Source organism: Rhodococcus sp. NPDC058532 (assembly GCF_042719255.1).
In the GTDB taxonomy this organism is placed as follows: domain Bacteria; phylum Actinomycetota; class Actinomycetes; order Mycobacteriales; family Mycobacteriaceae; genus Rhodococcus_G.
Genome location: NZ_JBHXNU010000002.1, coordinates 281,046 through 304,462 on the forward strand (window position 1 = coordinate 281,046; position 23,417 = coordinate 304,462).

General features: G+C 69.7%; 26 protein-coding genes and 1 pseudogene. 23 read left to right on the forward strand and 4 right to left on the reverse strand.

Translation table 11 applies throughout. From position 1 onward, the window contains the following. Positions 1-150: 150 nt before the first annotated feature. From ACFWQG_RS04005 to ACFWQG_RS04040, 8 genes and pseudogenes are all read left to right on the forward strand, one after another. A complete protein-coding gene (locus tag ACFWQG_RS04005; RefSeq protein ID WP_378506286.1) occupies positions 151-888 on the forward strand; it encodes a hypothetical protein in 738 nt (245 codons plus the stop codon). Then, on the forward strand, positions 885-1,208 hold the full coding sequence (locus ACFWQG_RS04010) for a hypothetical protein (RefSeq protein ID WP_378506287.1): 324 nt from the start codon (positions 885-887) through the stop codon (positions 1,206-1,208). Before ACFWQG_RS04005 ends, ACFWQG_RS04010 begins: the two co-directional genes overlap by 4 nt. 120 nt (positions 1,209-1,328) lie before the next feature. Next, the gene (locus ACFWQG_RS04015) at positions 1,329-1,640 is read left to right on the forward strand and encodes a hypothetical protein (protein WP_378506288.1); all 312 of its coding nucleotides are present in this window, start codon (positions 1,329-1,331) and stop codon (positions 1,638-1,640) included. A 68-nt stretch (positions 1,641-1,708) separates the two neighbouring features. Next, the gene (locus ACFWQG_RS04020; protein ID WP_378506289.1) at positions 1,709-2,347 is read left to right on the forward strand and encodes a type IV toxin-antitoxin system AbiEi family antitoxin; all 639 of its coding nucleotides are present in this window, start codon (positions 1,709-1,711) and stop codon (positions 2,345-2,347) included. Further along, positions 2,344-3,270 (forward strand): nucleotidyl transferase AbiEii/AbiGii toxin family protein, encoded by a 927-nt coding sequence (locus ACFWQG_RS04025; RefSeq protein ID WP_378506290.1) that lies wholly within the window; start codon positions 2,344-2,346, stop codon positions 3,268-3,270. The genes ACFWQG_RS04020 and ACFWQG_RS04025 overlap by 4 nt, the downstream gene beginning before the upstream one ends. After that, positions 3,233-3,385 (forward strand): annotated as a pseudogene (locus ACFWQG_RS04030) (anti-phage BREX system Lon protease BrxL); the annotation flags it as partial. The gene ACFWQG_RS04025 and the pseudogene ACFWQG_RS04030, both read left to right, overlap by 38 nt. Positions 3,386-3,473: 88 nt before the next feature. Then, the gene (locus tag ACFWQG_RS04035) at positions 3,474-3,749 is read left to right on the forward strand and encodes an MIT C-terminal domain-containing protein (RefSeq protein ID WP_378506291.1); all 276 of its coding nucleotides are present in this window, start codon (positions 3,474-3,476) and stop codon (positions 3,747-3,749) included. Continuing rightward, entirely contained in the window at positions 3,746-4,405 is a 660-nt protein-coding gene (locus ACFWQG_RS04040; protein WP_378506292.1) for a hypothetical protein, read from the forward strand. Before ACFWQG_RS04035 ends, ACFWQG_RS04040 begins: the two co-directional genes overlap by 4 nt. 364 nt (positions 4,406-4,769) lie before the next feature. On the opposite strand, the gene ACFWQG_RS04045 is transcribed toward ACFWQG_RS04040, so the two are convergent. Next, on the reverse strand, positions 4,770-5,123 hold the full coding sequence (locus tag ACFWQG_RS04045) for a VOC family protein (RefSeq protein WP_378506293.1): 354 nt from the start codon (positions 5,121-5,123) through the stop codon (positions 4,770-4,772). 158 nt (positions 5,124-5,281) lie between these two features. Between ACFWQG_RS04045 and ACFWQG_RS04050 the strand changes: the two genes are divergently transcribed. Continuing rightward, positions 5,282-6,331, forward strand: a complete 1,050-nt coding sequence (locus ACFWQG_RS04050) for a biotin/lipoate A/B protein ligase family protein (protein ID WP_378506294.1) — start codon at positions 5,282-5,284, stop codon at positions 6,329-6,331. A gap of 1 nt (position 6,332) precedes the next feature. On the opposite strand, the gene ACFWQG_RS04055 is transcribed toward ACFWQG_RS04050, so the two are convergent. The 3 genes from ACFWQG_RS04055 to ACFWQG_RS04065 form a co-directional block, all read right to left on the reverse strand. After that, a complete protein-coding gene (locus tag ACFWQG_RS04055) occupies positions 6,333-7,592 on the reverse strand; it encodes a hemolysin family protein (protein ID WP_378506295.1) in 1,260 nt (419 codons plus the stop codon). A 77-nt stretch (positions 7,593-7,669) separates the two neighbouring features. Next, positions 7,670-8,677, reverse strand: coding sequence for a hemolysin family protein (locus tag ACFWQG_RS04060; protein ID WP_378506296.1), 1,008 nt, complete (start codon positions 8,675-8,677; stop codon positions 7,670-7,672). Beyond that, the gene (locus ACFWQG_RS04065) at positions 8,670-10,034 is read right to left on the reverse strand and encodes a hemolysin family protein (RefSeq protein WP_378506297.1); all 1,365 of its coding nucleotides are present in this window, start codon (positions 10,032-10,034) and stop codon (positions 8,670-8,672) included. Before ACFWQG_RS04065 ends, ACFWQG_RS04060 begins: the two co-directional genes overlap by 8 nt. Before the next feature lie 170 nt (positions 10,035-10,204). Between ACFWQG_RS04065 and ACFWQG_RS04070 the strand changes: the two genes are divergently transcribed. The 14 genes from ACFWQG_RS04070 (at position 10,205) to tpiA (ending at position 23,348) form a co-directional block, all read left to right on the forward strand. Next, positions 10,205-10,552: an MmcQ/YjbR family DNA-binding protein gene (locus ACFWQG_RS04070; protein WP_378506298.1), complete on the forward strand. Its 348-nt coding sequence runs from the start codon at positions 10,205-10,207 to the stop codon at positions 10,550-10,552. Positions 10,553-10,562: 10 nt separating this feature from the next. Beyond that, positions 10,563-11,246: a ribulose-phosphate 3-epimerase gene (gene rpe, locus ACFWQG_RS04075; protein ID WP_378506299.1), complete on the forward strand. Its 684-nt coding sequence runs from the start codon at positions 10,563-10,565 to the stop codon at positions 11,244-11,246. 2 nt (positions 11,247-11,248) lie between these two features. Further along, on the forward strand, positions 11,249-12,262 hold the full coding sequence (gene ribD / locus ACFWQG_RS04080) for a bifunctional diaminohydroxyphosphoribosylaminopyrimidine deaminase/5-amino-6-(5-phosphoribosylamino)uracil reductase RibD (protein ID WP_378506300.1): 1,014 nt from the start codon (positions 11,249-11,251) through the stop codon (positions 12,260-12,262). 41 nt (positions 12,263-12,303) lie between these two features. After that, entirely contained in the window at positions 12,304-12,912 is a 609-nt protein-coding gene (locus tag ACFWQG_RS04085; RefSeq protein WP_378506301.1) for a riboflavin synthase, read from the forward strand. Between the two features lie 90 nt (positions 12,913-13,002). Then, positions 13,003-14,250, forward strand: coding sequence for a bifunctional 3,4-dihydroxy-2-butanone-4-phosphate synthase/GTP cyclohydrolase II (locus ACFWQG_RS04090; RefSeq protein WP_378506302.1), 1,248 nt, complete (start codon positions 13,003-13,005; stop codon positions 14,248-14,250). Beyond that, the gene (gene ribH / locus ACFWQG_RS04095) at positions 14,247-14,735 is read left to right on the forward strand and encodes a 6,7-dimethyl-8-ribityllumazine synthase (protein ID WP_378506303.1); all 489 of its coding nucleotides are present in this window, start codon (positions 14,247-14,249) and stop codon (positions 14,733-14,735) included. The genes ACFWQG_RS04090 and ribH overlap by 4 nt, the downstream gene beginning before the upstream one ends. Further along, a complete protein-coding gene (locus tag ACFWQG_RS04100) occupies positions 14,732-15,205 on the forward strand; it encodes a PH domain-containing protein (RefSeq protein ID WP_378506304.1) in 474 nt (157 codons plus the stop codon). Before ribH ends, ACFWQG_RS04100 begins: the two co-directional genes overlap by 4 nt. A 9-nt stretch (positions 15,206-15,214) precedes the next feature. Further along, entirely contained in the window at positions 15,215-17,320 is a 2,106-nt protein-coding gene (gene uvrC / locus ACFWQG_RS04105) for an excinuclease ABC subunit UvrC (RefSeq protein WP_378506305.1), read from the forward strand. Further along, positions 17,317-18,213 carry an RNase adapter RapZ gene (gene rapZ / locus ACFWQG_RS04110; RefSeq protein ID WP_378506306.1) on the forward strand — a complete coding sequence of 299 codons (897 nt, stop codon included), beginning with the start codon at positions 17,317-17,319 and terminating at the stop codon, positions 18,211-18,213. The genes uvrC and rapZ overlap by 4 nt, the downstream gene beginning before the upstream one ends. Further along, positions 18,210-19,277 (forward strand): uridine diphosphate-N-acetylglucosamine-binding protein YvcK, encoded by a 1,068-nt coding sequence (gene yvcK / locus ACFWQG_RS04115; protein ID WP_378506307.1) that lies wholly within the window; start codon positions 18,210-18,212, stop codon positions 19,275-19,277. Before rapZ ends, yvcK begins: the two co-directional genes overlap by 4 nt. After that, complete coding sequence (gene whiA, locus ACFWQG_RS04120; RefSeq protein WP_378506308.1) at positions 19,268-20,251, forward strand: DNA-binding protein WhiA; 984 nt, start codon at positions 19,268-19,270, stop codon at positions 20,249-20,251. The genes yvcK and whiA overlap by 10 nt, the downstream gene beginning before the upstream one ends. Before the next feature lie 82 nt (positions 20,252-20,333). Continuing rightward, a complete protein-coding gene (gene gap / locus ACFWQG_RS04125; RefSeq protein ID WP_378506309.1) occupies positions 20,334-21,353 on the forward strand; it encodes a type I glyceraldehyde-3-phosphate dehydrogenase in 1,020 nt (339 codons plus the stop codon). Positions 21,354-21,358: 5 nt separating this feature from the next. Then, positions 21,359-22,573 carry a phosphoglycerate kinase gene (locus ACFWQG_RS04130; RefSeq protein WP_378506310.1) on the forward strand — a complete coding sequence of 405 codons (1,215 nt, stop codon included), beginning with the start codon at positions 21,359-21,361 and terminating at the stop codon, positions 22,571-22,573. Next, positions 22,563-23,348: a triose-phosphate isomerase gene (tpiA, locus tag ACFWQG_RS04135; RefSeq protein WP_378506311.1), complete on the forward strand. Its 786-nt coding sequence runs from the start codon at positions 22,563-22,565 to the stop codon at positions 23,346-23,348. The genes ACFWQG_RS04130 and tpiA overlap by 11 nt, the downstream gene beginning before the upstream one ends. Positions 23,349-23,417 lie beyond the last annotated feature (69 nt).

The window sequence follows — 23,417 nt, forward strand, 5'->3', positions numbered from 1 at the left end:
GGCGACCGAGAACAGCTGGATCGACTCGATCGATTCTTCGGAATTGGTGATCCGAGTCGAAACACGTACTTGAAGTACAAGTTGGCTGTCGGGGAATCATGTTCGAGCGAGTTTCCTTGGGCTTCACCGTCGCAGCATTAGTTGGCTGATATGGCCCGCGTTGTCACGGCGGCGAAGCTGCCGCTAGGTGACATGAAGGGTCGGTTCGATGCGGTACCACACCACAACGGACCGCGGTCACTGAAGTACAGGCACGTTGCATCGGCTCAGTACGTGACATTGTCGTGTGAGTTCATGTGGGACCGGTCGTTTCCTGGTAGCGGCGAGCCGGGCGAGCAGAATGCTGGACATCTTCTCGACGAACTGCTTGTTCTGTCGCTCGTGTCCGGGGTCGCCGCGGTCGAGAAGAGTCGTACCCTGATCAATCGCGAGCTTCGAACGTCGGGTGGCGGGCGGTTGGCCCGGCTATGGTCTCCTCAGATTCAGCGGCAAGAATGGGCAGCGGCGTCGGTACGCCATTACTACAGGTCGACCCAGAAACGGAGAAACGACGAGCTCATCGAGATGATGGACGCGATTCTGGACGGCGAGCTGGATTTTCTCGGTCGATTCGATCCGCCTACGCGGCCCACGGCGAGTATCGGCGCGAACGGTGGAGGGGCGATCGCCAGGAAGTTCACAACCGACGTAGACCTTGATGAGCTGCTGGATGGCGATGGCGTCATGCATGTCGGTGGCTCACTCATCGAAATCGACGATGAGCGGCTGAACGTCCTCGAACAGTTGGAAGCAGAGTTCGGTTCCGAGAACTGCCACTATGCGCGAGGGTCTTCGAGGGTCCGGACGGCATCGACAGTTCTGGTTCGAGCATTGACGAGAGCTACGTGATTCTCGTGGTACGTCGACCGATCGTCTCGGGGTTTGTCGAGGATGCCATCGCGATCAGCTTCATCGCTGGACGGAATGCCACTTTCTATGTCCGCGGTGATGTGTCCACGGAGCACTGGACCAGCGTTCTGGCCGGATGGAAGATCTCCGCCCGACTGAAAGGTGCGCGAAGGCTGAAGTTTGTTGCGAACTCCCTCTGGGATGAGTACGACGCCATGTACGAGAAGCTGTCTTTCCTACACTCGTGCGACGCTGCAGGTTTCGCAGCGCATCACAAGCAACTTCGCTTCAACGAGCACGGGGATTACGAGATGGTCTGAGCACATGCGAATGAAATTGAGCACCCCGCGCAGCGCTGACAGCGTAGGGCCCTGTGAAGGTGATGTCGGTCCCCACCGTCGACGTCAAACGTCAGCAGCCCCACCATCACCTCCAGCACCGTGCTCGTCACCCTGCTGCAGCGCGAGGTCGTCACCGGGAAACGGCGCGCCCGAACCCCCGTCGTCGGCGTGTACGCCGACGACGGGACTCCGCTGTCGGGGGAGCGGACCGTCGTCGTGGACAACGCCGCCGAGGATATCCGGGACCGGAGCTACACCGTCGAACTCGTGCTCAGCGAGGCCGCCGAACGCTACAACGGCAAGTCCGTCCACATCCGCGCCGACGAACTCACCAACGGCACCCGCACCGAGTACCGGCACACCACGGTATCCCTGCAGCGCGGATTCGACGGGTTCTTCGACCCGCTCTGATTGCTGATTCAGTACGCGTTTCGTAGGGTAGGAGCCTACGAAACGTGTACTGAAGGGTGGTGGAGCGGATGCGCGGCACACCGCTGCCGGCCGAGTTGGCGCGGACTGCACTGCGCACGATTCGTCCACAAGACGTCGCCCACGTCTACCGCCACCCTCGTCCGGAACTGTCCCGGCTCGCGGATAGGGGCGTCCTGCATCGGGTGGCCCGCGGCTACTACATTGTCGTGCCGCAGGAACAGGTCGGACGTGCGTGGCTGCCCGGCCTGGAATCTGCCGCGGCGGGCATCGCGTCGACGATCTACGGGGCCGACCGGTCAGTGGTGATGGGCATCAGTGCCGCCCGGCTACTTGGTGCAATCCCGCGGGCACTGGCTGCCGCGGTCGTCGCTGTCCCGTACCGGCACCGGCCGATCGAGTTGCTCGACCGTCCCGCCATCCTTCGATTCGTGCAGCGTGACACCGATGCACTCGACGCAGAACGCATCGGCACCCCGCTCGGTGCGGCCCTGGTCACCACGCCCGAACAGACCGTGCTCGACCTCTCGCGACGGCCGCTTCTCGGGAACGCGGAAGCCGAGATTCCCGGCGCCATTGCGACGCTCTACCGCCGCAGCGACCGGGATCGACTCGAAGAACTGGCGCGGGAGCAGCGGATGGTCGCCAGCCTGCGGCGCGCCGAGATCTGGGCGGGGGAGAGGCCGTGAACATCGACGAACGCGACGTTGTCGCAGCCCGGTTCGGGGTTGCGCCGGAACAGGTGGAACGCGACCACCTCATCTCGCATCTCCTCGCGGTGCTGTCCGACCGTTTCGCGGACCGGCTCCACTTCATCGGCGGCACCGCTCTCGCCCGCACGCACCTCGTGGACGGTCGTCTCAGCGAGGACATCGACCTGGTCGCTCTCGGCAACCGCACCGAACTGGCCGCCGAGATCGACGCCGCGCTCCCACGTGCAGTGGCGCGCACGCACGGACGGTTGAGCTGGGAGCCCGCGCTCGGCACCGTCCGGGACACCGCGGCCGCGCACCTCCGAACGGCGAGCGGCCTGACCGTCAAGGTGCAGTTGCTGTCGTCGAAGGATCGGACGGTGTGGCCCGCCGAAACTCGCGCCCTCGCGCAGCGCTACCTCGATTCGCCGCCAGCACAGTTGACGGTGCCCACACGTGCAGCGTTCGCCGCGTCGAAGACCGCGACCTGGCACGACCGCCGCGCATCACGCGATCTGTGGAACCTGTGGGCGCTGGCCGGGATCGGAGCCATCGACGACGAGGCAGCAGATCTCTACCGGCAGCACGGGCCGACTGGCAAGCCGCCCGGCGGGCACCTGTTCGTCACGCCACCGACCGACAACGACTGGACAGCGCAGCTGGCCGGACAAACCCAGCTGTCTGTGACCGCGCGCGATGCGCTGATCGCGGTCGGCGCTGCCTGGGCGCGTGTGACCGAACCCGAACCGTGCAGGAAGATGGAGAGCCGTGGCCGACACCGTAGACGAGGCCCCCGCCGCGACACCCAGGCTCACCGCGCTCGAGGCCAAGGCCAACACCGAATTCCCCGGACTCGTCGTCCGCAAGGATCTCGTCGGTCGGGTGCGGGGAAACGCCGTCGTCCCCGGGTATGTGCTTGAGTTCCTCCTCGCCCAGTACTGCGCCACCGACGACGAGGCGACGATCGACACCGGCATCGAAAGCGTCCGCAACATCCTCGCCCAGCACTACGTGCACCGCGGCGAAGCCGAACTGGTGAAGTCGACCATCCGGGACCGCGGCTGGCACCGCGTCATCGACAAGGTCGCCGTCGTCCCGCGCGCTCGACATCCCGGAGGACGCGATGGGGTACTCGTTCGAGGGACTGCTGATCCTGATCCCGCACCTGCGTGGCGCGACGAGGATCGAGATCGTCGACCCGTACATCCGGGCGCTGCACCAACTCCGGAACCTCTGCGAGCTGCTCGTCGAGATCATCGCGGCCAAACCGGGGCGCGGCCTGGACGTCTTCCAGCCGTTTGAGAGTGCCGGGAGGTACGACATCCGGAGTCGGCGGCAGGACCGTCGACGCATGAAGGCCTGCACGATCACCTACCTGAAGGGGGAGCAGAGCGTGTGAAAGAGTTGATCTGGTACGGCCTCAACGAACCGGGTGCTGCGCTGTTCGGTGAGGGACTCGAACTGCGACGCACCTTCGCCGACGCCGCAAAGCGGTGCGACTGGGCAGGTGTTATGAAGCTGCTCGACGAGCACCCGGATCTCGTGAACAGCACCCGGCCGGGTGGCCCCTCCCTGTTCACCCCGCTACATCAGGCCGCATACAGCAACGCGCCCGCCGAGGTGATCCGTGAACTCGTTGCCCGCGGCGGATGGCGCACCCTGGAAAACGCCCGCGGCGAACGTCCCGTCGACGTCGCAGTCGGACGCGGCCACAGCGCGGCGACGGCTGAACTGGAGCCGCACCTCGCATGTGTCGTCCCGCACGGAGTCTTGCCCAAGATCCAGCAGCACCTTCATGCCGTGATTCGCCGCGAGGTTGCGGAACTGGTTGATCGGCACACACTGCGCCTACCGGAACTTCAGCCGATTCTGGAGGCAGATCGAAACACGCGCTTCTTCTTCCAAGTTCCCGGCATGTATGGCGGCTTCTTCTACAGTCTCGGCGAGGAAGGTGTCGCGGCGAAGCTCGCGGCGATTGCCTCATCTCGTCAGGGTGGATCACGATATTACGAGATCACTTCCGCGGGAAGTGAGGTGGTGGGTGAAGGGCCCTGAACGGACACGAGATATGACGCTTCAGAGCGGGCGGCCCTGCTCTGTACGGGCCAGGAGGGCATGCAGTTGCGTTCGAAGCTCTGCGACACTGGCGACAGGTTCGCCGCCTTCGTTTACGGGCACCTGGTTCCCTGCAGGTGCACCTTCGCCGAAGGCGAGGACGTAGTGCTTGATTCCCTCCGGAAGCACCAGAACGAGCGAGCCATGAGTCGCCGCATATTCTCCGCGGCACACGAATTGAGCTGCAACCATGGCCGACGATGTTCGATGCCGTCGCAAGCCGGAGTAGGGGCGATTCGCCCTGAACGGGCGGTTGTCGGGGCATCGGCCGAAAGGCGATCCCGATTCCACCCGTTCGCTGCGTTCAGTTGTGGTGCGCGACCACGTTGATCACCGTGCCGTCGGGTGCGCGCACGAAGAACCGCCGCACGCCCCACTCCTCGGTGGTCAGCGGGTGCACGATCTCGTGACCCGCCCGAACGGCCTCGTCGTACGCGGAGTCGACGTCGTCCACGTGCACGGAGATCGCCGAGTCCTCGGGTGCGGTGGCGTCGCCGGTGACCAGCTGGACGTGCGCGCCGGTCCCGGGGTCGGTGTAGCGGGCGACCCAGCCGAGGTTGAACTCCTCGATGCTCAACCCGAGGAAGTCGGTGTAGAACCTCTTCGCGGTGTCGATGTCGGCGACCGGCAGATTCGTGGTGACCTGGATGACGCGCATGCTGTTCTCCTGTCTGAACGGTGTGGGTCGATCATCGGACGGACTCCGCTTCGCGTCGAACTGGATCGCGAATTCGTATTGGTGGTCTCGCAGGCCTTCGGAACGTCCGGCGCGACACGATCCGGGCCGCGGCAACGGTGGCCGCTAGGCTCGTCGGCATGCGTGGTGAGTACAAGGTCCCCGGCGGCAAACTCGTTGCGGTCGATGTTGAGGTGGCGGACGAGCGGCTGGCTCGGGTTGCGCTCTCGGGCGACTTCTTCCTCGAACCCGACGAGGCGCTCGGCGACATCGTCGACGCGGTGACCGGCATGCCCGCGACCGCGGATGCCGCGCAGTTCGGCCAGGCCATCGACCGCGCGCTCGGAGCCGAGGTGTCGATGATCGGGTTCACCCCGGAATCGGTCGGGATCGCGATCCGCCGCGCGCTCGGGCACGCCACCAGCTGGCACGACCACACCTTCGACGTGATCGGCCCCGTCGTCCTCGATCCGGCAATGCACGTCGCCCTCGACGAGGTGATTACCCGCGAGGTCGCCGCGGGTACCCGCCGTCCGACCCTGCGGTTCTGGGACTGGGATTCGCCGCTGGTGGTGCTCGGCTCCTTCCAGTCGGTGCGCAACGAGGTCGACGAGGAGGCCGCGGCGCGGCACGGCATCGGCATTGTCCGCCGCATCTCCGGCGGCGGCGCGATGTTCATGGAACCGGGCAACTGCATCACCTACTCGCTGGCCGTGCCGACGTCGCTGGTCGACGGGCTCAGCTTCGAGCAGTCGTACGCGTTCCTCGACCAGTGGGTGATGGGCGCGCTCGCCGACGTCGGCATCCGGGCCAGCTACGTGCCGCTCAACGACATCGCGTCCGAGCACGGCAAGATCGGCGGCGCCGCGCAGAAGCGGTTCGCGGCCGGTGCGGTGCTGCACCACGTGACGATGGCCTACGACATCGACGCCGACAAGATGACCGAGGTGCTGCGCATCGGCAGGGAGAAGATCTCCGACAAGGGCATCACCTCCTCCGGCAAGCGGGTCGACCCGATGCGCTCGCAGACCGGGATGGTCCGCTCCGCGATCATTGCGGCCTTCGTCGCGCACTTCCGGGCCCGCTACGACACCGCCGAATCCGCATACACCGATGCCGAACTCGCCGCGGCCCGCGAACTGGTTGACAGCAAGTTCGCGACCCCGGAGTGGACCAACCGGGTGCCGTGACTCACCGGCGCAGCCGCAGCCGGGCGATGCGGTAGCCGTCGAGTTCGGTGACCGTCAGCCGATGCTCACCGACGGCGACGGTGTCGCCGACGGCCGGGATGTGCTGCAGCCGGTGCATCACGAAGCCGGCGATCGTGTCGTACGGGCCGTGCGGAACACGGATCCGGGTCTGCTTCGCGAAGTCGTCGACGTGCAGCAGTCCGCTCACCGTGACCGGATCGCCGTCCGGGATCGGCGCGCCCGACTCGAGGTCGAACTCGTCGCCGATCTCGCCGACCAGTTCCTCCACGATGTCCTCGATGGTCGCGATCCCGGCCGCGCCGCCGAACTCGTCGATCACCAGCACCATCTGGGTGTTGTCGCGGCGCATTTCGACGAGGGTGGGCAGGGCGCGCTTGCTGCCGGGGAACTGCGCCAGCGGCCGCACCAGGTCCGCCACGATGCCGTCGTCGGGGGCGGTGAACAGGTCCCGCAGGTGCACGAACCCGAGGACGTCGTCGAGGGACCCGCCGACCACCACCGGAAAGCGGCTGTGGGCCAGGGTGATCGCGCGGTCCCGGGCGGCCGGGACCGCGGTGTCCGCTTCGAGGCAGTCCACCTCGGTGCGCGGCCGCATCACCTCGGTCAGGGTCCGCGGTCCGGCGTCGAACACCTCCGACAGCACCTCCCGCTGGTCGGTGGGCAGGGCGTCGTGGCCGAGCAGCATGTCCCGCAACTCGTCCGCGGACACCTCCTCGGAGGTGCGGGACGGGTCGCCGCCGAGGATCCGCACCAGCAGGTCGGTCGACGCCGACAGCAGCCAGATCACCGGGCGCATCAGCCACGCGAACCGGTCCAGCGGCGGTCCGGTGGCCAGCGCTACCCCGGTGGCGCGTTGCAGGGCAATGCGTTTCGGCACCAGTTCGCCGAGGACCAGGGACAGGTAGGCGACGACGAGGGTGGTGCCGATCAGCGCGATCACGTCGGCGGTCTCGTCCGACAGCCCCCACCCGGCGAGGGCGGGGGCGACATCGGGGGCGATCGTCGACGCCCCGAACGCGGCCGAGAAGAAGCCAGCGACGGTCACCCCGATCTGCACCGCCGACAGGAAGCGGTTCGGGTTCCTGGCCAGCGCGGCCGCGCGCGCCCCGCGGCGGCCGCGCCGGCCCAGCGCCCGGATCTGCCCCTCGCGCAGCGACACCAGCGCCAGCTCCGTCGCCGCGAACACCCCGCCGACGAGGACGAACACCAGCACCAGGCCGACGTTGAGCGCCGTCGTCACGACCTCACCCCGCTCGGCCGTCGGGGACTGCCGTCACCGCGCATCGGCTCCTCCCTCGAGGTGGGGTTGGGGTCAGTCTAGGAAGTGGGCAGCAGCCTCGCGAGAACGTCGGCGAGCGTGACCAGGCCGACCAGGTCGCCCCCGTCGGCGGCGCGCACGACCGCGATGTGGCTGCGGGTCTCCCGCATCGTCGCCAACGCCTCGTACACCGGGGTGCTGGCGTCGAGCGTGAGCACCGGCCGCATCAGGTCCCGCGCCCGGGTGCCGTCCGCCGCGCCGAGGCTGTCGCGCACGTGCACCACGCCCCGCACCCCGTCCGCGCCGCGCACCAGCAGTCGCAGATGACCGCTCGTTTCGGCCGTGGCGCGGATCGCGTCCGCGGTCGTGTCCGGGGCGACGGCGGACGGGTGCGGGTTCGGCCGGACGATGTCGCCGACCGTCAGCGACTGCAGTTCCAACGCGCCGGTGAGGTGGCCGTGGTAGCGCTCGTCGAGGGTGCCGACGGTCGCCGAATGCTCCACCAGATGCCGCAGCGCTTCCGGATCCTGACCCGACGCCACCTGGTCGACGGGTTGGACGCCGACCAGCAGCAGGCACCGGTTCGCCAGCCGGTTCAGCGCGACGATCAGCGGACGGGTCAGCCACATGAACCCGCGCATCGGGATCGCCAGCAGGGTTGCCGACCGTTCCGGGTGCGCGATCGCCCACGACTTCGGGGCCATCTCGCCGACCACCAGGTGCAGGAACGTCACGATCAGCAGCGCCAGCACGAACCCGGCCACGTCGGCGAGCCAGGTCGGCGCGCCCCAGCCCGTGAACAGCGGCGTGAGCCAGTGGTGCACGGCGGGTTTCGTCACCGCCCCCAACGCCAGGGTGCAGACGGTGATGCCCAACTGCGAACCGGCAAGCAGCACCGACAGTTCCGACGCGCTGCGCAGGGCGGCCCGCGCCGATCGGCTGCGCGGCGCCGCGTCCTCGAGGCGGTGGCGTCGCGCCGCGATCAGCGCGAACTCGACCGCGACGAAGAACGCGCTCGCCGCGATCAGTGCCACCGTGACCCCCAGCACGACCCACGGGCTACTCATCGTCGGACTCCTTCTCCCGCAGTGTCACGAACAGCGACGACGGCACGTGCCTGCCGACGCCCCGCACCTCCACCAGCAGCTGCCTGGCCGGGGCTGGATCGTCCGCGACCAGGTCGGCTGGGTCGCCGGGGAGGTCGACGATCACGGTGTCGCCGACCGTCGGGAGCCCGCCGAACCGGGCGATGACGAGACCGGCGAGGGTTTCGTAGTCGTCGTCCTCGGGCAGCTCACGGTCCAGGATGCGGCCCACCTCGTCGACGTGGACCCCGCCGGGAATCAGCCAGCCGCCGTCGACGACGGCCGCCTCGCCCGACTCGTGGTCGGGGTCGTGCTCGTCGGCGATCTCGCCGACCAGTTCCTCCGCCATGTCCTCGACGGTGACGACGCCTGCGAACCCGCCGTACTCGTCGATGACCAACGCCATCTCGTCCTTGGCCGCGGTCAGCCGGGCGAGGACGTCGGGCAGGGGCAGCGTGGTCGGCACGATCACCGCGGGTCGGGCGTGCTCCGCCGCGCTGCCCGCCGCCCGCGCGCCGAGCAGGTCGTGCAGGTGCACGACGCCGCGCAGGTCGTCGCTGCTCGTCCCGACGACGGGGTAGCGGGTGTGACCCGTTCCCATCCGTGCGACGACCTCGGCGACCGGTGCGTCGGCGGGCACCGTGTCCACCCGCGACCGCGGGATCATCGCGTGTTCCGCTGTCCGCGTCGGGAAGTCGAGGACCCGATCGAGGAGGGCGGACAGTTCCCTGGGGAGTTCGCCGGAGTCGCGGGACTCGGCGACGATGTGCTCGAGGTCGCGGACCGTCGCGGAATGCTCGACATCGTGCACCGGTTCGATGCGCAGTGCCCGCAGCAGCAGGTTCGACGACGCGTCGAACAGCCGGATCAGCCAGCCGAAGACCGCCAGGTACAGGGTCGTCGACAGGGCGAGCCGCCCGGCGACCGGTTCGGGGCGGGCGATGGCCAGGTTCTTCGGGAACAGTTCGCCGAACACCATCTGCACGACCGTCGAGAACAGCACGGCGAGCAGCGCGCCCGCGGCGACACCGACGGCGGTGGGGATGCCGACGCCGCCAAGGAGTTCGCCGAGCCCGCGGCCGATGAGGGGTTCGGCGACGTATCCGACGACCAGGCCGGTGACGGTGATGCCCAGCTGCGCGCCGGACAGCATGAACGAGGTGCGGCGGGTGACGGCGAGCGCACGCGACGCGGTGGCGTCGCCCGCCTCGGCCCGGGCCTTGAGGCGGGACCGGTCGACCGCCATGTACGCAAATTCCTGCGCGACGAAGTATCCGGTCAGCGCGGTGATCGCCAGGACGACGAGGATCCCGAGGGCGATGGAGAGAACGGTCAGCACGTCCGTGCCGTCCGGTGCGGGGCGTGATCAGTGCGGGGCGGGACGGGTCTTCGAGGTGTGCGCGGTGCGCGTGTCATCGACGCTCTCTTGGAGATGGGACGGGTACCCCGTCGAGAATAGGACAAAACGCCTACGTCGCACGAGTCGGCGGGTGGCGGCACACTGGGCACATGCACACGTGGGGCGATGTCGTCGCGATCGGGAGCGGGCTGCCGGGAGTCGAGGAGTCCACCTGGTATCGCACACCCGCACTGAAGGTCGCAGGCAAGGGGTTCGCCCGGCTGCGCACCGACGCGGAGGGCGCCCTGGTGCTGCTGTGCGGGCTCGACGAGAAGGAGGCTCTGCTCGCGTCCGGTGACCCCGCCTACTTCACCACCACCCACTACGACGGGTACGGCGCGATCCTGGTAAACCTCGACGTCGTCGACCACGATCAGCTGCGCGAGCTGATCGAGGACGCGTGGCGGCGGACGGCGCCGACGCGGCTGCGCGCGGAGCGGCCCGAGCCCGGGCACTAAACTCCCTGGCGTGGCCCATCCGATGATCGCCCCGTCCATCCTGTCCGCCGATTTCGCTCGACTCGCCGACGAGGCCGTCGCCGTCGCTGGCTCCGACTGGCTGCACGTCGACGTGATGGACGCGCACTTCGTCCCCAACCTCACCCTCGGCCTTCCGGTCGTCGAGTCGCTGCTCAAGGCCACCGACATCCCGCTCGACTGCCACCTGATGATCGAGAACCCGGGCCGCTGGGCGCCGCCGTACGCGGAGGCGGGCGCGCACAACGTCACCTTCCACGCCGAGGCAACCGACGACCCGGTCGCCGTCGCCCGCGACATCCGCGCCGCCGGCGCCAAGGCCGGCCTGTCGATCAAGCCCGGCACCCCGATCGAGCCGTACCTGGAGATCCTCAAGGGCTTCGACACCCTGCTGGTGATGAGCGTCGAACCCGGCTTCGGCGGGCAGTCGTTCATGCCGGAGGTGCTGTCCAAGGCCCGCGCGGTCCGCAGGCTCGTCGACTCCGGGGAGCTCACCCTGATCGTGGAGATCGACGGCGGCATCAACGCCGATACCGTCGAGGCCGCCGCCGAGGCGGGCGTCGACTGCTTCGTCGCCGGGTCCGCCGTCTACGGCGCCGCCGACCCGGGCGAGGCGGTCCGCAAGCTGCGCGCGCAGGCGGCGTCCGCGTCGCCGCACCTGACCCTGGCCGGGTAGCGGTGACCGAGGCGGACCTGTCCGCGCTGCGGGTGGCGGTCGACGCCGCCGAGGCGGTGCGCGGCACCACCAACCCCAACCCGCCGGTCGGCGCCGTGATTCTCGACGCCGCCGGCCACGTCGCCGGTGTCGGTGCGACGCAGCCGGTCGGCGGACCGCACGCCGAGGTGATGGCGCTGCGGGCCGCGGGCGCGCGGGCGCGCGGCGGCACCGCCGTCGTCACCCTGGAACCGTGCAATCACACCGGACGCACCGGTCCGTGCGCCCGGGCCCTGCTCGACGCGGGCATCGCGCGCGTCGTGTACGCGGTCGGTGACCCGAACCCGCAGGCCTCGGGCGGCGCGGCCGCCCTCCGGGCCGCGGGCGTCGACGTGGTCGCCGGCGTCGGGACGGACCTGGTCGAGCGCGGGCCGCTGCGCGCGTGGCTGCACCGGCAGCGCACCGGCCGCGCCCACGTGACCTGGAAGTTCGCCGCGACCCTCGACGGCCGCAGCGCCGCCGCCGACGGCACCAGCCAGTGGATCACCGGCCCGCAGGCGCGCGCCCGCGTGCATGCCGAGCGGGCGCGGCTCGACGCGATCGTCGTCGGCACCGGCACCGTCCTTGCGGACGACCCGTGGCTGACCGCGCGGCGGCCGGACGGCTCCCTCGCCGCGCGGCAGCCGCTGAGGGTGGTGGTCGGGGAACGCGAGATACCCGCCACGGCAAGGGTTCTCGACGATGCGGCGCCGACACTGGTGCTGCGGACCCGGGATCCCAACGAGGTCCTCGCCGCGCTGACCGACCACCCCGACGTCCTGCTCGAGGGTGGGCCGCACCTGGCCGGGGCGTTCCTCGCCGCAGGGCTGATCGACCGGGTCCAGGCGTACCTGTCGCCGGTGCTGCTCGGGGCGGGCGCCGCCGCCGTGGAGAATGCCGGTGTCGGCACCATCGCGGACGCGCTGCGATTCGAGCGGGAGTCGGTCGAGGCCCTCGGACCGGACCTGCTGCTCACCCTGATCCCGTCCCGACCCTGACCCTCCGCACCGACCCTGACCACCGAGAGAGAAGAGACACAGTGTTCACCGGCATCGTCGAAGAACTGGGCGAGATCGTCGCCAAGGAGGACCTGGCCGACGCGGCCCGCTTCACGGTCCGCGGACCGCTCGTCACCTCCGATGCCGGGCACGGCGACTCGATCGCGGTCAACGGCGTCTGCCTGACCGTCGTCGAGGTGCTCGGCGGGGACACCTTCACCGCCGACGTGATGGCCGAAACCCTGAATCGGTCGAGCCTCGGCGCCCTCGTCGTCGGCAGCAGCGTCAACCTGGAGCGGGCCGCCGCGCTGAACAGCAGGCTCGGCGGTCACCTGGTGCAGGGCCACGTCGACGGCACCGGCACCATCATCAGCCGCTCCCCGTCGGAGAACTGGGAGATCGTCCGGATCGCGCTGCCCGCGCAGCTGTCCCGGTACGTGGTGGAGAAGGGGTCGATCACCGTCGACGGCGTCTCCCTGACCGTCTCCGGTCTCGGCGGCGAGGGCGACGACCAGTGGTTCGAGATCTCGCTGATCCCCACCACGCTCGCGTTGACCGTCCTCGGCACCGCGACCCCCGGCACCCCGGTGAACCTGGAGGTCGACGTGATCGCCAAGTACGTCGAGCGGTTGTACAGCGCCGGACGGTAGACACGATGGCGGCCGCACCGGGCGGGGGCCGTACTGTTGAGGTGCACCGTGTCGGTGCACGGAGCATTCAAGACTGATGGAGCACAGCACGTGACCAGGTTCGACAGCATCGAGCGCGCAGTCGCCGACATCGCCGCAGGCAAGGCGGTCGTCGTGGTCGACGACGAGGATCGCGAAAACGAGGGCGATCTCATCTTCGCCGCGGAGAAGGCGACACCCGAGCTGGTGGCCTTCATGGTCCGCTACACCTCGGGCTACCTGTGTGTCCCGCTCGCGGGCGAGGACTGCGACCGCCTCGGGCTGCCCCCGATGTACTCGACCAACCAGGACAAGCACGGCACCGCCTACACGGTCACCGTCGACGCGAAGGACGGCATCGGTACCGGCATCTCCGCGTCCGACCGGGCGGCGACCATGCGGCTGCTCGCCGACCCCGAGTCCGGGGTCACCGACTTCACCCGCCCCGGCCACGTGGTGCCGCTGCGCGCCAAGGAGGGCGGCGTGCTCCGCAGGCCCGGCCACACCGAGGCCGCCGTCGACCTGGCCCGGATGGCCGACCTGCGTCCCGCGGGCGTGATCTGCGAGATCGTCAGCCAGAAGGACGAGGGCGAGATGGCCCGCACCGACGAGCTGCGGGTCTTCGCCGACGACCACAACCTCGCGTTGATCTCGATCGCCGACCTGATCGCGTGGCGGCGCAAGCACGAGAAGCACGTGGTGCGGATCGCGGAGGCGCGGATCCCCACCCAGCACGGCGAGTTCAAGGCCGTCGGGTATCAGAGCGTCTACGACGAGGTCGAGCACGTCGCCCTCGTCAAGGGGGACATCGCCGACGGCGACGGCGCCGACGTGTTGGTGCGGGTGCACTCCGAGTGCCTGACCGGCGACGTCTTCGGCTCGCTGCGCTGCGACTGCGGTCCGCAGCTGGACGCGGCGCTCGAGATGGTCGCCGCCGAGGGTCGCGGCGTCGTGCTGTACATGCGCGGGCACGAGGGCCGCGGGATCGGCCTGATGCACAAGCTGCAGGCCTACCAACTGCAGGACGCGGGCTCCGACACCGTCGACGCCAACCTCGAGCTCGGCCTGCCCGCCGATGCCCGCGACTACGGCATCGGTGCGCAGATCCTCGTCGACCTCGGCGTCACCTCGATGCGGTTGCTCACCAACAATCCCGCGAAGCGGGTCGGGCTCGACGGCTACGGACTGCAGATCCTGGCGCGGGTGCCGATGCCGTTGCGCGCCAACGCCGAGAACCTGACCTACCTGCGCACCAAGCGGGACCGGATGGGGCACGACCTGGCCGGTCTCGACGAGTTCGAGAAGGGTGGCGCGCTGTGAGCGGGGAGGGACTTCCGGACCTGCAGCTCGGTCAGGCGAAGGACCTGACGCTCGCGATCGTCGCCGGATCCTGGCATCCGGAGATCTCCGAGGCGCTGATCGCGGGCGCCAAGCGGGTCGCGAAGCAGGCGCAGATCGAGGACGTCACCCTGATCCGGGTCGCTGGCGCCATCGAACTGCCGGTCGTCGCGCAGCAACTGGCCCGCACCCACGACGCCGTCGTCGCGCTCGGCGTCGTGATCCGGGGCGGAACGCCGCACTTCGAGTACGTCTGCGACGCCGTCACCTACGGGCTGACCCGGGTGTCTCTCGACGAGGGCACCCCCGTCGCGAACGGTGTGCTGACCACCGACACCGAGAAACAGGCCAGGGACCGGTCCGGGCTGCCCGGGTCGGTGGAGGACAAGGGTGGGCAGGCGTGCGCGGCGGCGATCGACACCGCGGTGACGCTGAAGACCCTGCGCGAGCGGGCGGGGCTGACATGACCACATGGGACCTCGACGTGCGGTGCAAGAAGTCGGCGCGGGCGGCGATGATCGTCGCAGGCGGCTGCATTCTCCTGTTCGTCGTCCTCGGGATCTTTCTCCGCAGCTCCGCGACCGGCGTGTACTTCCGGGTGGTGGACCAGCTGTCGATGGTGGGGATCGGGATCCTGCTCGCCGGCCTGGTGCTGCTCCTCGCGCGGCCGCGGCTGCGGGCGAACGCGGACGGGGTGCTGGTCCGCAACGCGTTCGGTGAGCGGAAGGTGGACTGGGACCTGGTGCAGGGGCTGTCCTTCCCGGACGGCGCGGCGTGGGCGCGGATCGAACTGCCCGACGACGAGTACATCCCGGTGATGGCGATTCAGTCGAACGACCGCGAGCACGCGGTGTCCGCGGTCCGCTCGTTCCGGTCGCTGGCCGCCCGGTACGCCCCCGCCAGCGGGGACAAGGGAACTGTCGGCACCGCCGACTAGCCTGGATACGTGCCCGATCCAGCCACCTACCGCCCCGCGACCGGAACCATTCCGACCGAACCCGGCGTCTACAAGTTCCGCGATCCACACGGCCGGGTCATCTACGTCGGCAAGGCGAAGAGCCTGCGCAGCAGGCTGAACTCGTACTTCGCCGACGTGGCGTCGCTGCATCCGCGGACCAGGCAGATGGTGACGACGGCGGGCAGCGTCGAGTGGACGGTGGTCGGCACCGAGGTCGAGGCGCTGCAGCTTGAGTACAACTGGATCAAGGAGTTCGACCCGCGGTTCAACGTCCGCTACCGCGACGACAAGACGTATCCGGTGCTCGCGGTGACCTTGAACGAGGAGTTCCCTCGGCTGTTCGTCTACCGCGGACCGCGCCGCAAGGGGGTCCGCTACTTCGGTCCGTACTCGCATGCGTGGGCGATCCGGGAGACCCTCGACCTGCTGCTGCGGGTGTTCCCGGCGCGCACCTGCTCGGCCGGTGTGTTCAAGCGGCACAACCAGATCGGCAGGCCATGCCTGCTCGGCTACATCGACAAGTGTTCCGCGCCGTGCGTCGGGCGGGTCGATGCCGACGAGCATCGCCGGATCGTGGAGGACTTCTGCGACTTCCTCGCAGGCCGCACCGACAAGCTGGTCCGGGAGGTCGAGGCGCGGATGCACCGCGCCGCCGACGACCTCGACTTCGAGGCGGCGGCGCGGCTCCGAGACGACCTCGGGGCGTTGCGCAAGGCGCTTGAGAAGCAGGCGGTCGTCCTCGGTGACGGCACCGACGCCGACGTCGTCGCGTTCGCCGCCGACGACCTCGAGGTGTCGGTGCAGGTGTTCCACGTGCGCGGCGGCCGGGTCCGGGGTCAGCGCGGCTGGGTCGTCGAGCACTCCGGTGACGGCGACGCCGCCGACCTGGTCGAGCAGTTCCTGACCCAGTTCTACGGGGAGCAGGCGGCGCTGGCGGGCACACCGGGCCCGCAGGCCGACACGGCGACCGTCGTGCCCCGCGAGGTCCTCGTCCCGGTGCTGCCCGACGACGTCGACGAGGTGCAGCAGTGGCTCAGCGGGCTCCGCGGGTCCGCCGTGTCGCTGCGGGTGCCGCAGCGCGGCGACAAGAAGGCGCTCGCCGAGACCGTGGAACGCAACGCGAAAGAGTCGCTGGCCCAACACAAACTCAAACGTGCCGGGGATCTGACGTCGCGGTCGGCGGCGCTGCAGGGCATCCAGGACGCGCTCGACCTCGACGAGGCGCCGCTGCGCATCGAGTGCATCGACATTAGCCACGTCCAGGGGACCGACGTGGTGGCGTCGCTGGTGGTGTTCGAGGACGGGCTGCCCCGCAAGTCGGACTATCGGCACTACTCGATCCGGGAGGCGGCCGGGGACGGGCACTCCGACGACGTCGCGTCGATCGCGGAGGTCACCCGGCGCCGGTTCCTGCGTCACGCGCAGGACGCGGCCCGTGTGGATCCCGGTGCGGCGGTGGACGAGTCGAGTGGCGGCGATCTGGCGCCTGCGGCCGCGCTCGACCCGCAGACCGGGAGGCCGCGCCGGTTCGCGTACCCGCCGAACCTGTTCGTCGTCGACGGCGGCAAGCCGCAGGTGACCGCGGCCGCCGCGGTGCTCGACGACCTCGGCATCACCGATGTCGCGGTGGTCGGCCTGGCGAAACGCCTCGAGGAGGTGTGGGTGCCGGGGGAGGAGGACCCGGTGATCCTGCCGCGCACCAGCGACGCCCTGTACCTGCTGCAACGGGTCCGCGACGAGGCGCACCGGTTCGCGATCACCTTCCACCGCAGCAAGCGGTCGCGGCGGATGACGGCGTCCGCCCTCGACTCGGTGAAGGGCCTCGGCGAGACCCGACGCACCGCCCTGGTCACCCACTTCGGGTCGGTTGCCAGGCTCAAGGAGGCGACGGTCGAGGAGATCACCGCCGTCCCCGGGATCGGTGTCGCCACCGCACGGGCCGTGCTCGCGGCCCTCGGCGGGGCTGCCGCGGCGCCGACCGGGGGAGACACGGGCCAGAAAACCGACGATTCGGTCCGGGTGGGGGATGATGATGCGCGGCCGGTGACGGCCGAGCCGAGCACGATCGAGTCGAGGAGGGCAGGAGTCGAGTGACGGAACGGACCGGTCAGCAGCCGGACATCGACGTCGCCCTGGTGACCGGATTGTCCGGCGCAGGGCTGAGCACCGCCGCGAAGGTGCTCGAGGACATGGGGTGGTACGTCGCGGACAACCTGCCACCGGAACTGATCACCCGGATGGTGGATCTCGGGCTGTCCCCGTCATCCCGGATCCCGAAGCTTGCCGTCGTGATCGACGTGCGCAGCCGCCGCTTCACCGGCGACCTTGCCACCGTCGTGAAGGAGGTCGCGGAGAAGGCGACCCACGCCCGGGTGCTGTTCCTGGAGGCCACGGACCCGGTGCTGGTGCGTCGCTTCGAGAGCAACCGCCGCAGCCATCCGCTGCAGAGCGAGGGCAGCGACGGGACGCTGATCGAGGGCATCGCCGCGGAGCGGGTGCGGCTCGCGCCCGTCCGGGCCGACGCGGACCTGGTGATCGACACGTCGGCGCTGTCGGTCCACGAACTCCGGCACCGGGTCGAGGCCGCGTTCGGTGGCGGGGCGGTGCCGTCGGTGGCGGTGACGGTGCAGTCGTTCGGCTTCAAGTACGGGCTGCCGATGGACGCGGACCTGGTCTGCGACGTACGGTTCCTGCCCAACCCGCACTGGGTCCCCGCGCTCCGCGAGCACACCGGGCAGGATCCGCTGGTCCGGGACTACGTGCTCGACCAGGACGGGGCGCAGGACTACCTCGACACCTACCATCACGTCGTCGAGTTGACGACCGACGGCTACCGCAGGGAGGGCAAGCGTTACATGACGATCGCGGTCGGATGCACCGGCGGCAAGCATCGCAGCGTCGCGATGACCGAGGCCCTCGCGGCGCGACTGGAGGCGGACACGGGAATCACGGTGAAGATCGTGCACCGTGATCTGGGGAGAGAATGACCGCGCAGGAACGGGACGGTCGGGGACCGTCGATCGTGGCGTTCGGGGGCGGGCACGGCCTGTACGCGACGCTCAGCGCGGCGCGTCGGTTCAGTGACGACGTCACCGCGGTCGTCACCGTCGCCGACGACGGCGGTTCCTCGGGCAGGCTGCGGGCGGAACTCGGCGTCATCCCGCCCGGAGACCTGCGGATGGCGCTCGCCGCGCTCGCCGCCGACGAGCCCGACGTGCAGACCTGGGCGACGACGATGCAGCACCGTTTTGGTGGCACCGGGGCGCTGGCCGGGCATTCGGTCGGGAATCTGATCCTGGCCGGGCTGACCGAGGTGCTCGGGGACACCGTCAGCGCGCTCGACGAGATGACGCGGGTGCTGCGGATCCGGGGCCGGGTGCTGCCGATGTCGCCGATCCCGCTGGCGATCGAGGCCGATGTCGTCGGACTGGAGGCCGACCCGCGGGTGTGCCGCACCATTCGCGGGCAGGTCGCGGTCGCCACCACCCCCGGCCAGGTGCGCCGAGTCCGGCTGCTTCCCCCCGATCCACCCGCCACCCCCGACGCGCTCGCCGCGGTCGAGCGGGCGGACCTGATCCTGCTCGGGCCGGGATCGTGGTTCACCAGCGTGATCCCGCACGTCGTTGTTCCGGAGCTGGCCGCCGCGCTGCGCGACACCACCGCCAGGAAGGCGCTGATCCTCAACCTCGCCCCCGAACCGGGGGAGACGGCAGGCTTCTCCGCCGAACGGCACCTGCACGTGCTCGCACAGCACGCGCCGGACCTGCGGGTCGACGACATCCTCGTCGACGCGGAGTCGGTGCCTGCCGGCCGCGAACGCGAACACCTGTGCCGGGCGGCGGCCCGCCTCGGCGCCACCGTCCGGTACGCGGACGTGGCGCGGGCCGGGACCGCGACCCACGATCCGACCAAACTTGCTGCCGCGCTCGACACGGCACCGCTCGACACGGCACCGCCCGACCGGGAGACCCCCGGACGGCAGTCCACCGGCACGGCCGCATTCGGCGCGACAACGTCACACACGGGAAGGGAGCCCATTTCGTGGCAATGACAGCAGAGGTCAAGGACGAGCTGAGCAGGCTCGCGGTGACCCAGGTGTCCGCACGCAAGGCGGAGGTGTCGTCCCTGCTGCGGTTCGCCGGCGGACTGCACATCGTGGCCGGGCGGGTGGTGGTCGAGGCCGAGGTGGACCTCGGGTCGACGGCGCGTCGCCTGCGCGGTGAGATCCACGACCTCTACGGGTACGCCGCCGACGTGCACGTGCTCGGCGCCGGCGGCCTGCGCAAGAGCGCCCGGTACATCGTGCGGGTCAACAAGGACGGTGAGGCCCTCGCCAGGCAGACCGGCCTGCTGGACATGCGCGGGCGGCCGGTGCGGGGACTGCCTGCCCAGGTGGTCGGTGGCAGCGTCGTCGACTCGGAGGCGGCGTGGCGGGGCGCGTTCCTCGCGCACGGCTCGCTGACCGAGCCGGGCCGTTCGTCGGCGTTGGAGATCAGCTGCCCCGGTCCGGAGGCGGCGCTCGCTCTGGTCGGTGCGGCGCGCAGGCTCGGGGTGTCGGCGAAGGCCCGCGAGGTGCGGGGCGCCGACCGTGTCGTGGTCCGCGACGGCGAGGCGATCGGGGCGCTGCTGACCAGGATGGGCGCCCAGGACACGCGGTTGACCTGGGAGGAACGCCGGATGCGGCGCGAGGTGCGGGCCACCGCAAATCGGCTCGCGAACTTCGACGACGCGAATCTGCGGCGTTCGGCGCGGGCCGCCGTCGCCGCGGCGGCGCGGGTGGAACGGGCGTTGGACATCCTCGGCGAGGACGTGCCCGACCATCTCGCCGCGGCGGGCAGCCTGCGGGTGCAGCACCGGCAGGCCTCGCTCGAGGAACTCGGGCAGCTCGCGGACCCGCCGATGACGAAGGACGCGGTCGCCGGGCGGATCCGGCGGCTGCTGTCGATGGCGGACCGCAAGGCGAAGGAGACCGGAGTGCCCGACACCGAGTCGGCGGTGACCGCCGATCTGCTTGACGACGCCTGACGGCCGATCCCGGTCCGTGCGCACTAGGCTGTGGCACACACCTGATCGATCAATGCACACGACAACCGTCAAGGAGTGAATTGTGACTGTTCGGGTAGGCGTGAACGGCTTCGGCCGGATCGGACGCAACTTCTTCAGGGCCGTCGACGCGCAGAAGGCGCTCGGGACCACCGACATCGAGATCGTCGCGGTCAACGACCTCACCGACAACACGACCCTCGCTCACCTGCTCAAGTACGACTCCATCCTCGGTCGCCTGCCCCACGACGTCGTCCTCGACGGTGCGGACACCATCGTCGTCGGCGACACCCGGGTCACCTCCCTCGAGGTCAAGGACGGGCCTGCCGCGTTGCCGTGGGGTGACCTCGGGGTCGACGTTGTCGTCGAGTCCACCGGGATCTTCACCGACGCGGCGAAGGCGCGGGGCCACCTCGATGCGGGCGCGAAGAAGGTGGTCATCTCCGCCCCAGCGAAGGGGGAGGACATCACGATCGTGATGGGTGTCAACGACGACCGGTACGACGGCAGTCAGAACATCATCTCCAACGCGTCCTGCACCACGAACTGTCTCGGACCGGTCGCCAAGGTCCTCGACGACGAGTTCGGCATCGCCCGGGGTCTGATGACCACGGTCCACGCCTACACCCAGGACCAGAACCTGCAGGACGGCCCGCACCGGGACCTGCGTCGGGGCCGCGCCGCAGCGGTGAACGTCGTCCCGACCAGCACCGGCGCAGCGAAGGCCATCGGCCTGGTGCTGCCGCAGCTCGCGGGCAAGCTCGACGGCTACGCGTTGCGCGTGCCGATCCCGACCGGCTCGGCCACCGACCTCACCGTGAACCTGGTGCGGTCGGCGTCCGTCGCGGACATCAACGCCGCGATGGCGGCCGCCGCCGAGGGCCCGCTCAAGGGCATCCTGAAGTACACCGAAGCCCCGATCGTGTCGTCCGACATCGTCACCGACCCGCACTCGTCGATCTTCGACGCCGGTCTGACGAAGGTCATCGATGACCAGGCGAAGGTCGTCGCCTGGTACGACAACGAGTGGGGCTACTCGAATCGTCTCGTCGACCTCATCGGTCTAGTTGGAAAGGCTCTTTGATCACAGTGGCAGTCAAGACTCTGAAGGACCTCCTTGACGAGGGGGTCGCGGGCCGCGCGGTGCTGGTGCGCTCCGACCTCAACGTCCCGCTCGACGGTGGTGCGATCACCGACCCGGGACGCATCCTCGCCTCGGCACCGACCATCTCGGCGCTCGCCGAGGCCGGTGCGAAGGTCATCGTGATGGCCCACCTGGGCCGTCCGAAGGGTGCCGTCGACCCGGCGCTCTCGCTGGCGCCGGTCGCCGCGAAGCTCGGCGAGGTGCTCGGCCGCAACGTGCAGCTCGCGGGCGACGTCGTCGGCCAGGACGCGCTCGCGCGCGCCGAGGGCCTCACCGACGGCGACGTGCTGCTGCTCGAGAACATCCGCTTCGACCCGCGGGAGACCAGCAAGGATGACGCGGAGCGGCTCGCGTTGGCGAAGGCGCTCGTCGAGCTGACCGACATGGGCGGCGCGTTCGTCTCGGACGGCTTCGGTGTCGTGCACCGCAAGCAGGCGTCGGTCTACGATGTCGCGACCCTGCTGCCGCACTACGCGGGCACGCTGGTCGCGGCGGAGGTCGACGTCCTGCAGAGGCTGACGCAGGATTCCGACGAGCCGTACGCGGTGGTGCTCGGCGGGTCGAAGGTCTCCGACAAGCTCGCCGTCATCGAGGCCCTCGCGTCGAAGGCCGACACCCTCGTCATCGGCGGCGGCATGTTCTACACCTTCCTCGCCGCGCAGGGCGTGTCGGTGGGCAACTCGCTGTGCGAGGAGTCGATGATCGAGACCTGCCGGTCGCTGCTCGAACGGTTCGCCGACGTCATCCACATCCCGCAGGACGTGGTGGTCGCCGACTCGTTCTCCGCGGACGCGGAGGCGAAAACGGTGTCCGCGTTGGAGATCCCGGACGGCTGGATGGGCCTGGACATCGGTCCGGAGTCGGTGGAGCGGTTCGCCGCGATCCTGTCCGGGGCGCGGACGGTGTTCTGGAACGGGCCGATGGGCGTCTTCGAGTTCGAGAAGTTCGCGGCGGGCACCAAGGGTGTCGCCGAGGCGATCATCGGCGCCACCGGGAAGGGCGCGTTCAGCGTCGTCGGCGGCGGCGACTCCGCGGCCGCGGTGCGGCTGCTCGGGCTGCCGGAGGACGGTTTCTCGCACATCTCCACCGGCGGCGGCGCGTCCCTCGAGTACCTCGAGGGCAAGTCCCTGCCCGGTCTGGAGGTACTCGATGGCGCGTAAGCCGTTGATCGCAGGCAACTGGAAGATGAATCTCAACCACCTCGAGGCCATCGCCCTGGTGCAGAAGATCGCGTTCTCGTTGCCGGAGAAGTACTTTGACCGCGTCGACGTGACCGTGCTCCCGCCGTTCACCGACCTCCGCTCGGTGCAGACACTGGTGGAGGGCGACAAGCTGCTGCTCAGCTATGGCGCGCAGGACATCTCGGCGCACGCGTCGGGTGCCTACACCGGTGAGGTCAGCGGTGCGATGCTGGCCAAGCTCGGCTGCAGCTACGTGGTCGTCGGGCACTCCGAGCGCAGGCAGTACCACGGTGAGACCGACGCGGTCGTGCTCGCCAAGACCAAGGCGGCGCTGGCACACGGCATCACGCCGATCGTCTGCATCGGCGAGGGACTCGACGTCCGGGCGGCGGGCGACCACGTCGGGCACAACGTCGCGCAGCTGCGGGGTTCCCTCAAGGGCCTGTCCGCGGAGCAGATCGGCAAGGTCGTCGTCGCCTACGAACCGGTGTGGGCGATCGGCACCGGCAAGGTGGCCTCGGCCGCCGACGCGCAGGAGGTGTGTGCCGCGGTCCGCGCCACGCTCGCCGAGCTCGCCTCCGCGGAGGTCGCGGCGGACGTGCGGGTGCTCTACGGCGGTTCGATGAACGCCAAGAACGTCGGCGAACTCGTCGCGAAGCCCGATGTCGACGGCGGCCTGGTCGGTGGCGCCTCGCTCAAGGCCGACGAGTTCGCAACGCTGTCCGCGATCGCGGCCGGGGGGCCGCTCCCGTGAGCTGATCGCGGCACCGGCGGGTGTGGGGGAGGTGAACATTGAGGTACGAGCGGCCCACCGGCCCACCAG

Bases quoted from the DNA above. Each gene is read 5' to 3' on its own strand.
- ACFWQG_RS04005 (WP_378506286.1), top strand. From the start codon at position 151: ATGGCCCGCGTTGTCACGGCGGCGAAGCTGCCGCTAGGTGACATGAAG.
- ACFWQG_RS04020 (WP_378506289.1), top strand. From the start codon at position 1,709: ATGCGCGGCACACCGCTGCCGGCCGAGTTGGCGCGGACTGCACTGCGC.
- ACFWQG_RS04035 (WP_378506291.1), top strand. From the start codon at position 3,474: ATGGGGTACTCGTTCGAGGGACTGCTGATCCTGATCCCGCACCTGCGT.
- ACFWQG_RS04045 (WP_378506293.1), bottom strand. From the start codon at position 5,123: ATGCGCGTCATCCAGGTCACCACGAATCTGCCGGTCGCCGACATCGAC.
- ACFWQG_RS04050 (WP_378506294.1), top strand. From the start codon at position 5,282: ATGCGTGGTGAGTACAAGGTCCCCGGCGGCAAACTCGTTGCGGTCGAT.
- ACFWQG_RS04060 (WP_378506296.1), bottom strand. From the start codon at position 8,677: ATGAGTAGCCCGTGGGTCGTGCTGGGGGTCACGGTGGCACTGATCGCG.
- ACFWQG_RS04070 (WP_378506298.1), top strand. From the start codon at position 10,205: ATGCACACGTGGGGCGATGTCGTCGCGATCGGGAGCGGGCTGCCGGGA.
- ACFWQG_RS04100 (WP_378506304.1), top strand. From the start codon at position 14,732: ATGACCACATGGGACCTCGACGTGCGGTGCAAGAAGTCGGCGCGGGCG.
- yvcK (WP_378506307.1), top strand. From the start codon at position 18,210: ATGACCGCGCAGGAACGGGACGGTCGGGGACCGTCGATCGTGGCGTTC.
- tpiA (WP_378506311.1), top strand. From the start codon at position 22,563: ATGGCGCGTAAGCCGTTGATCGCAGGCAACTGGAAGATGAATCTCAAC.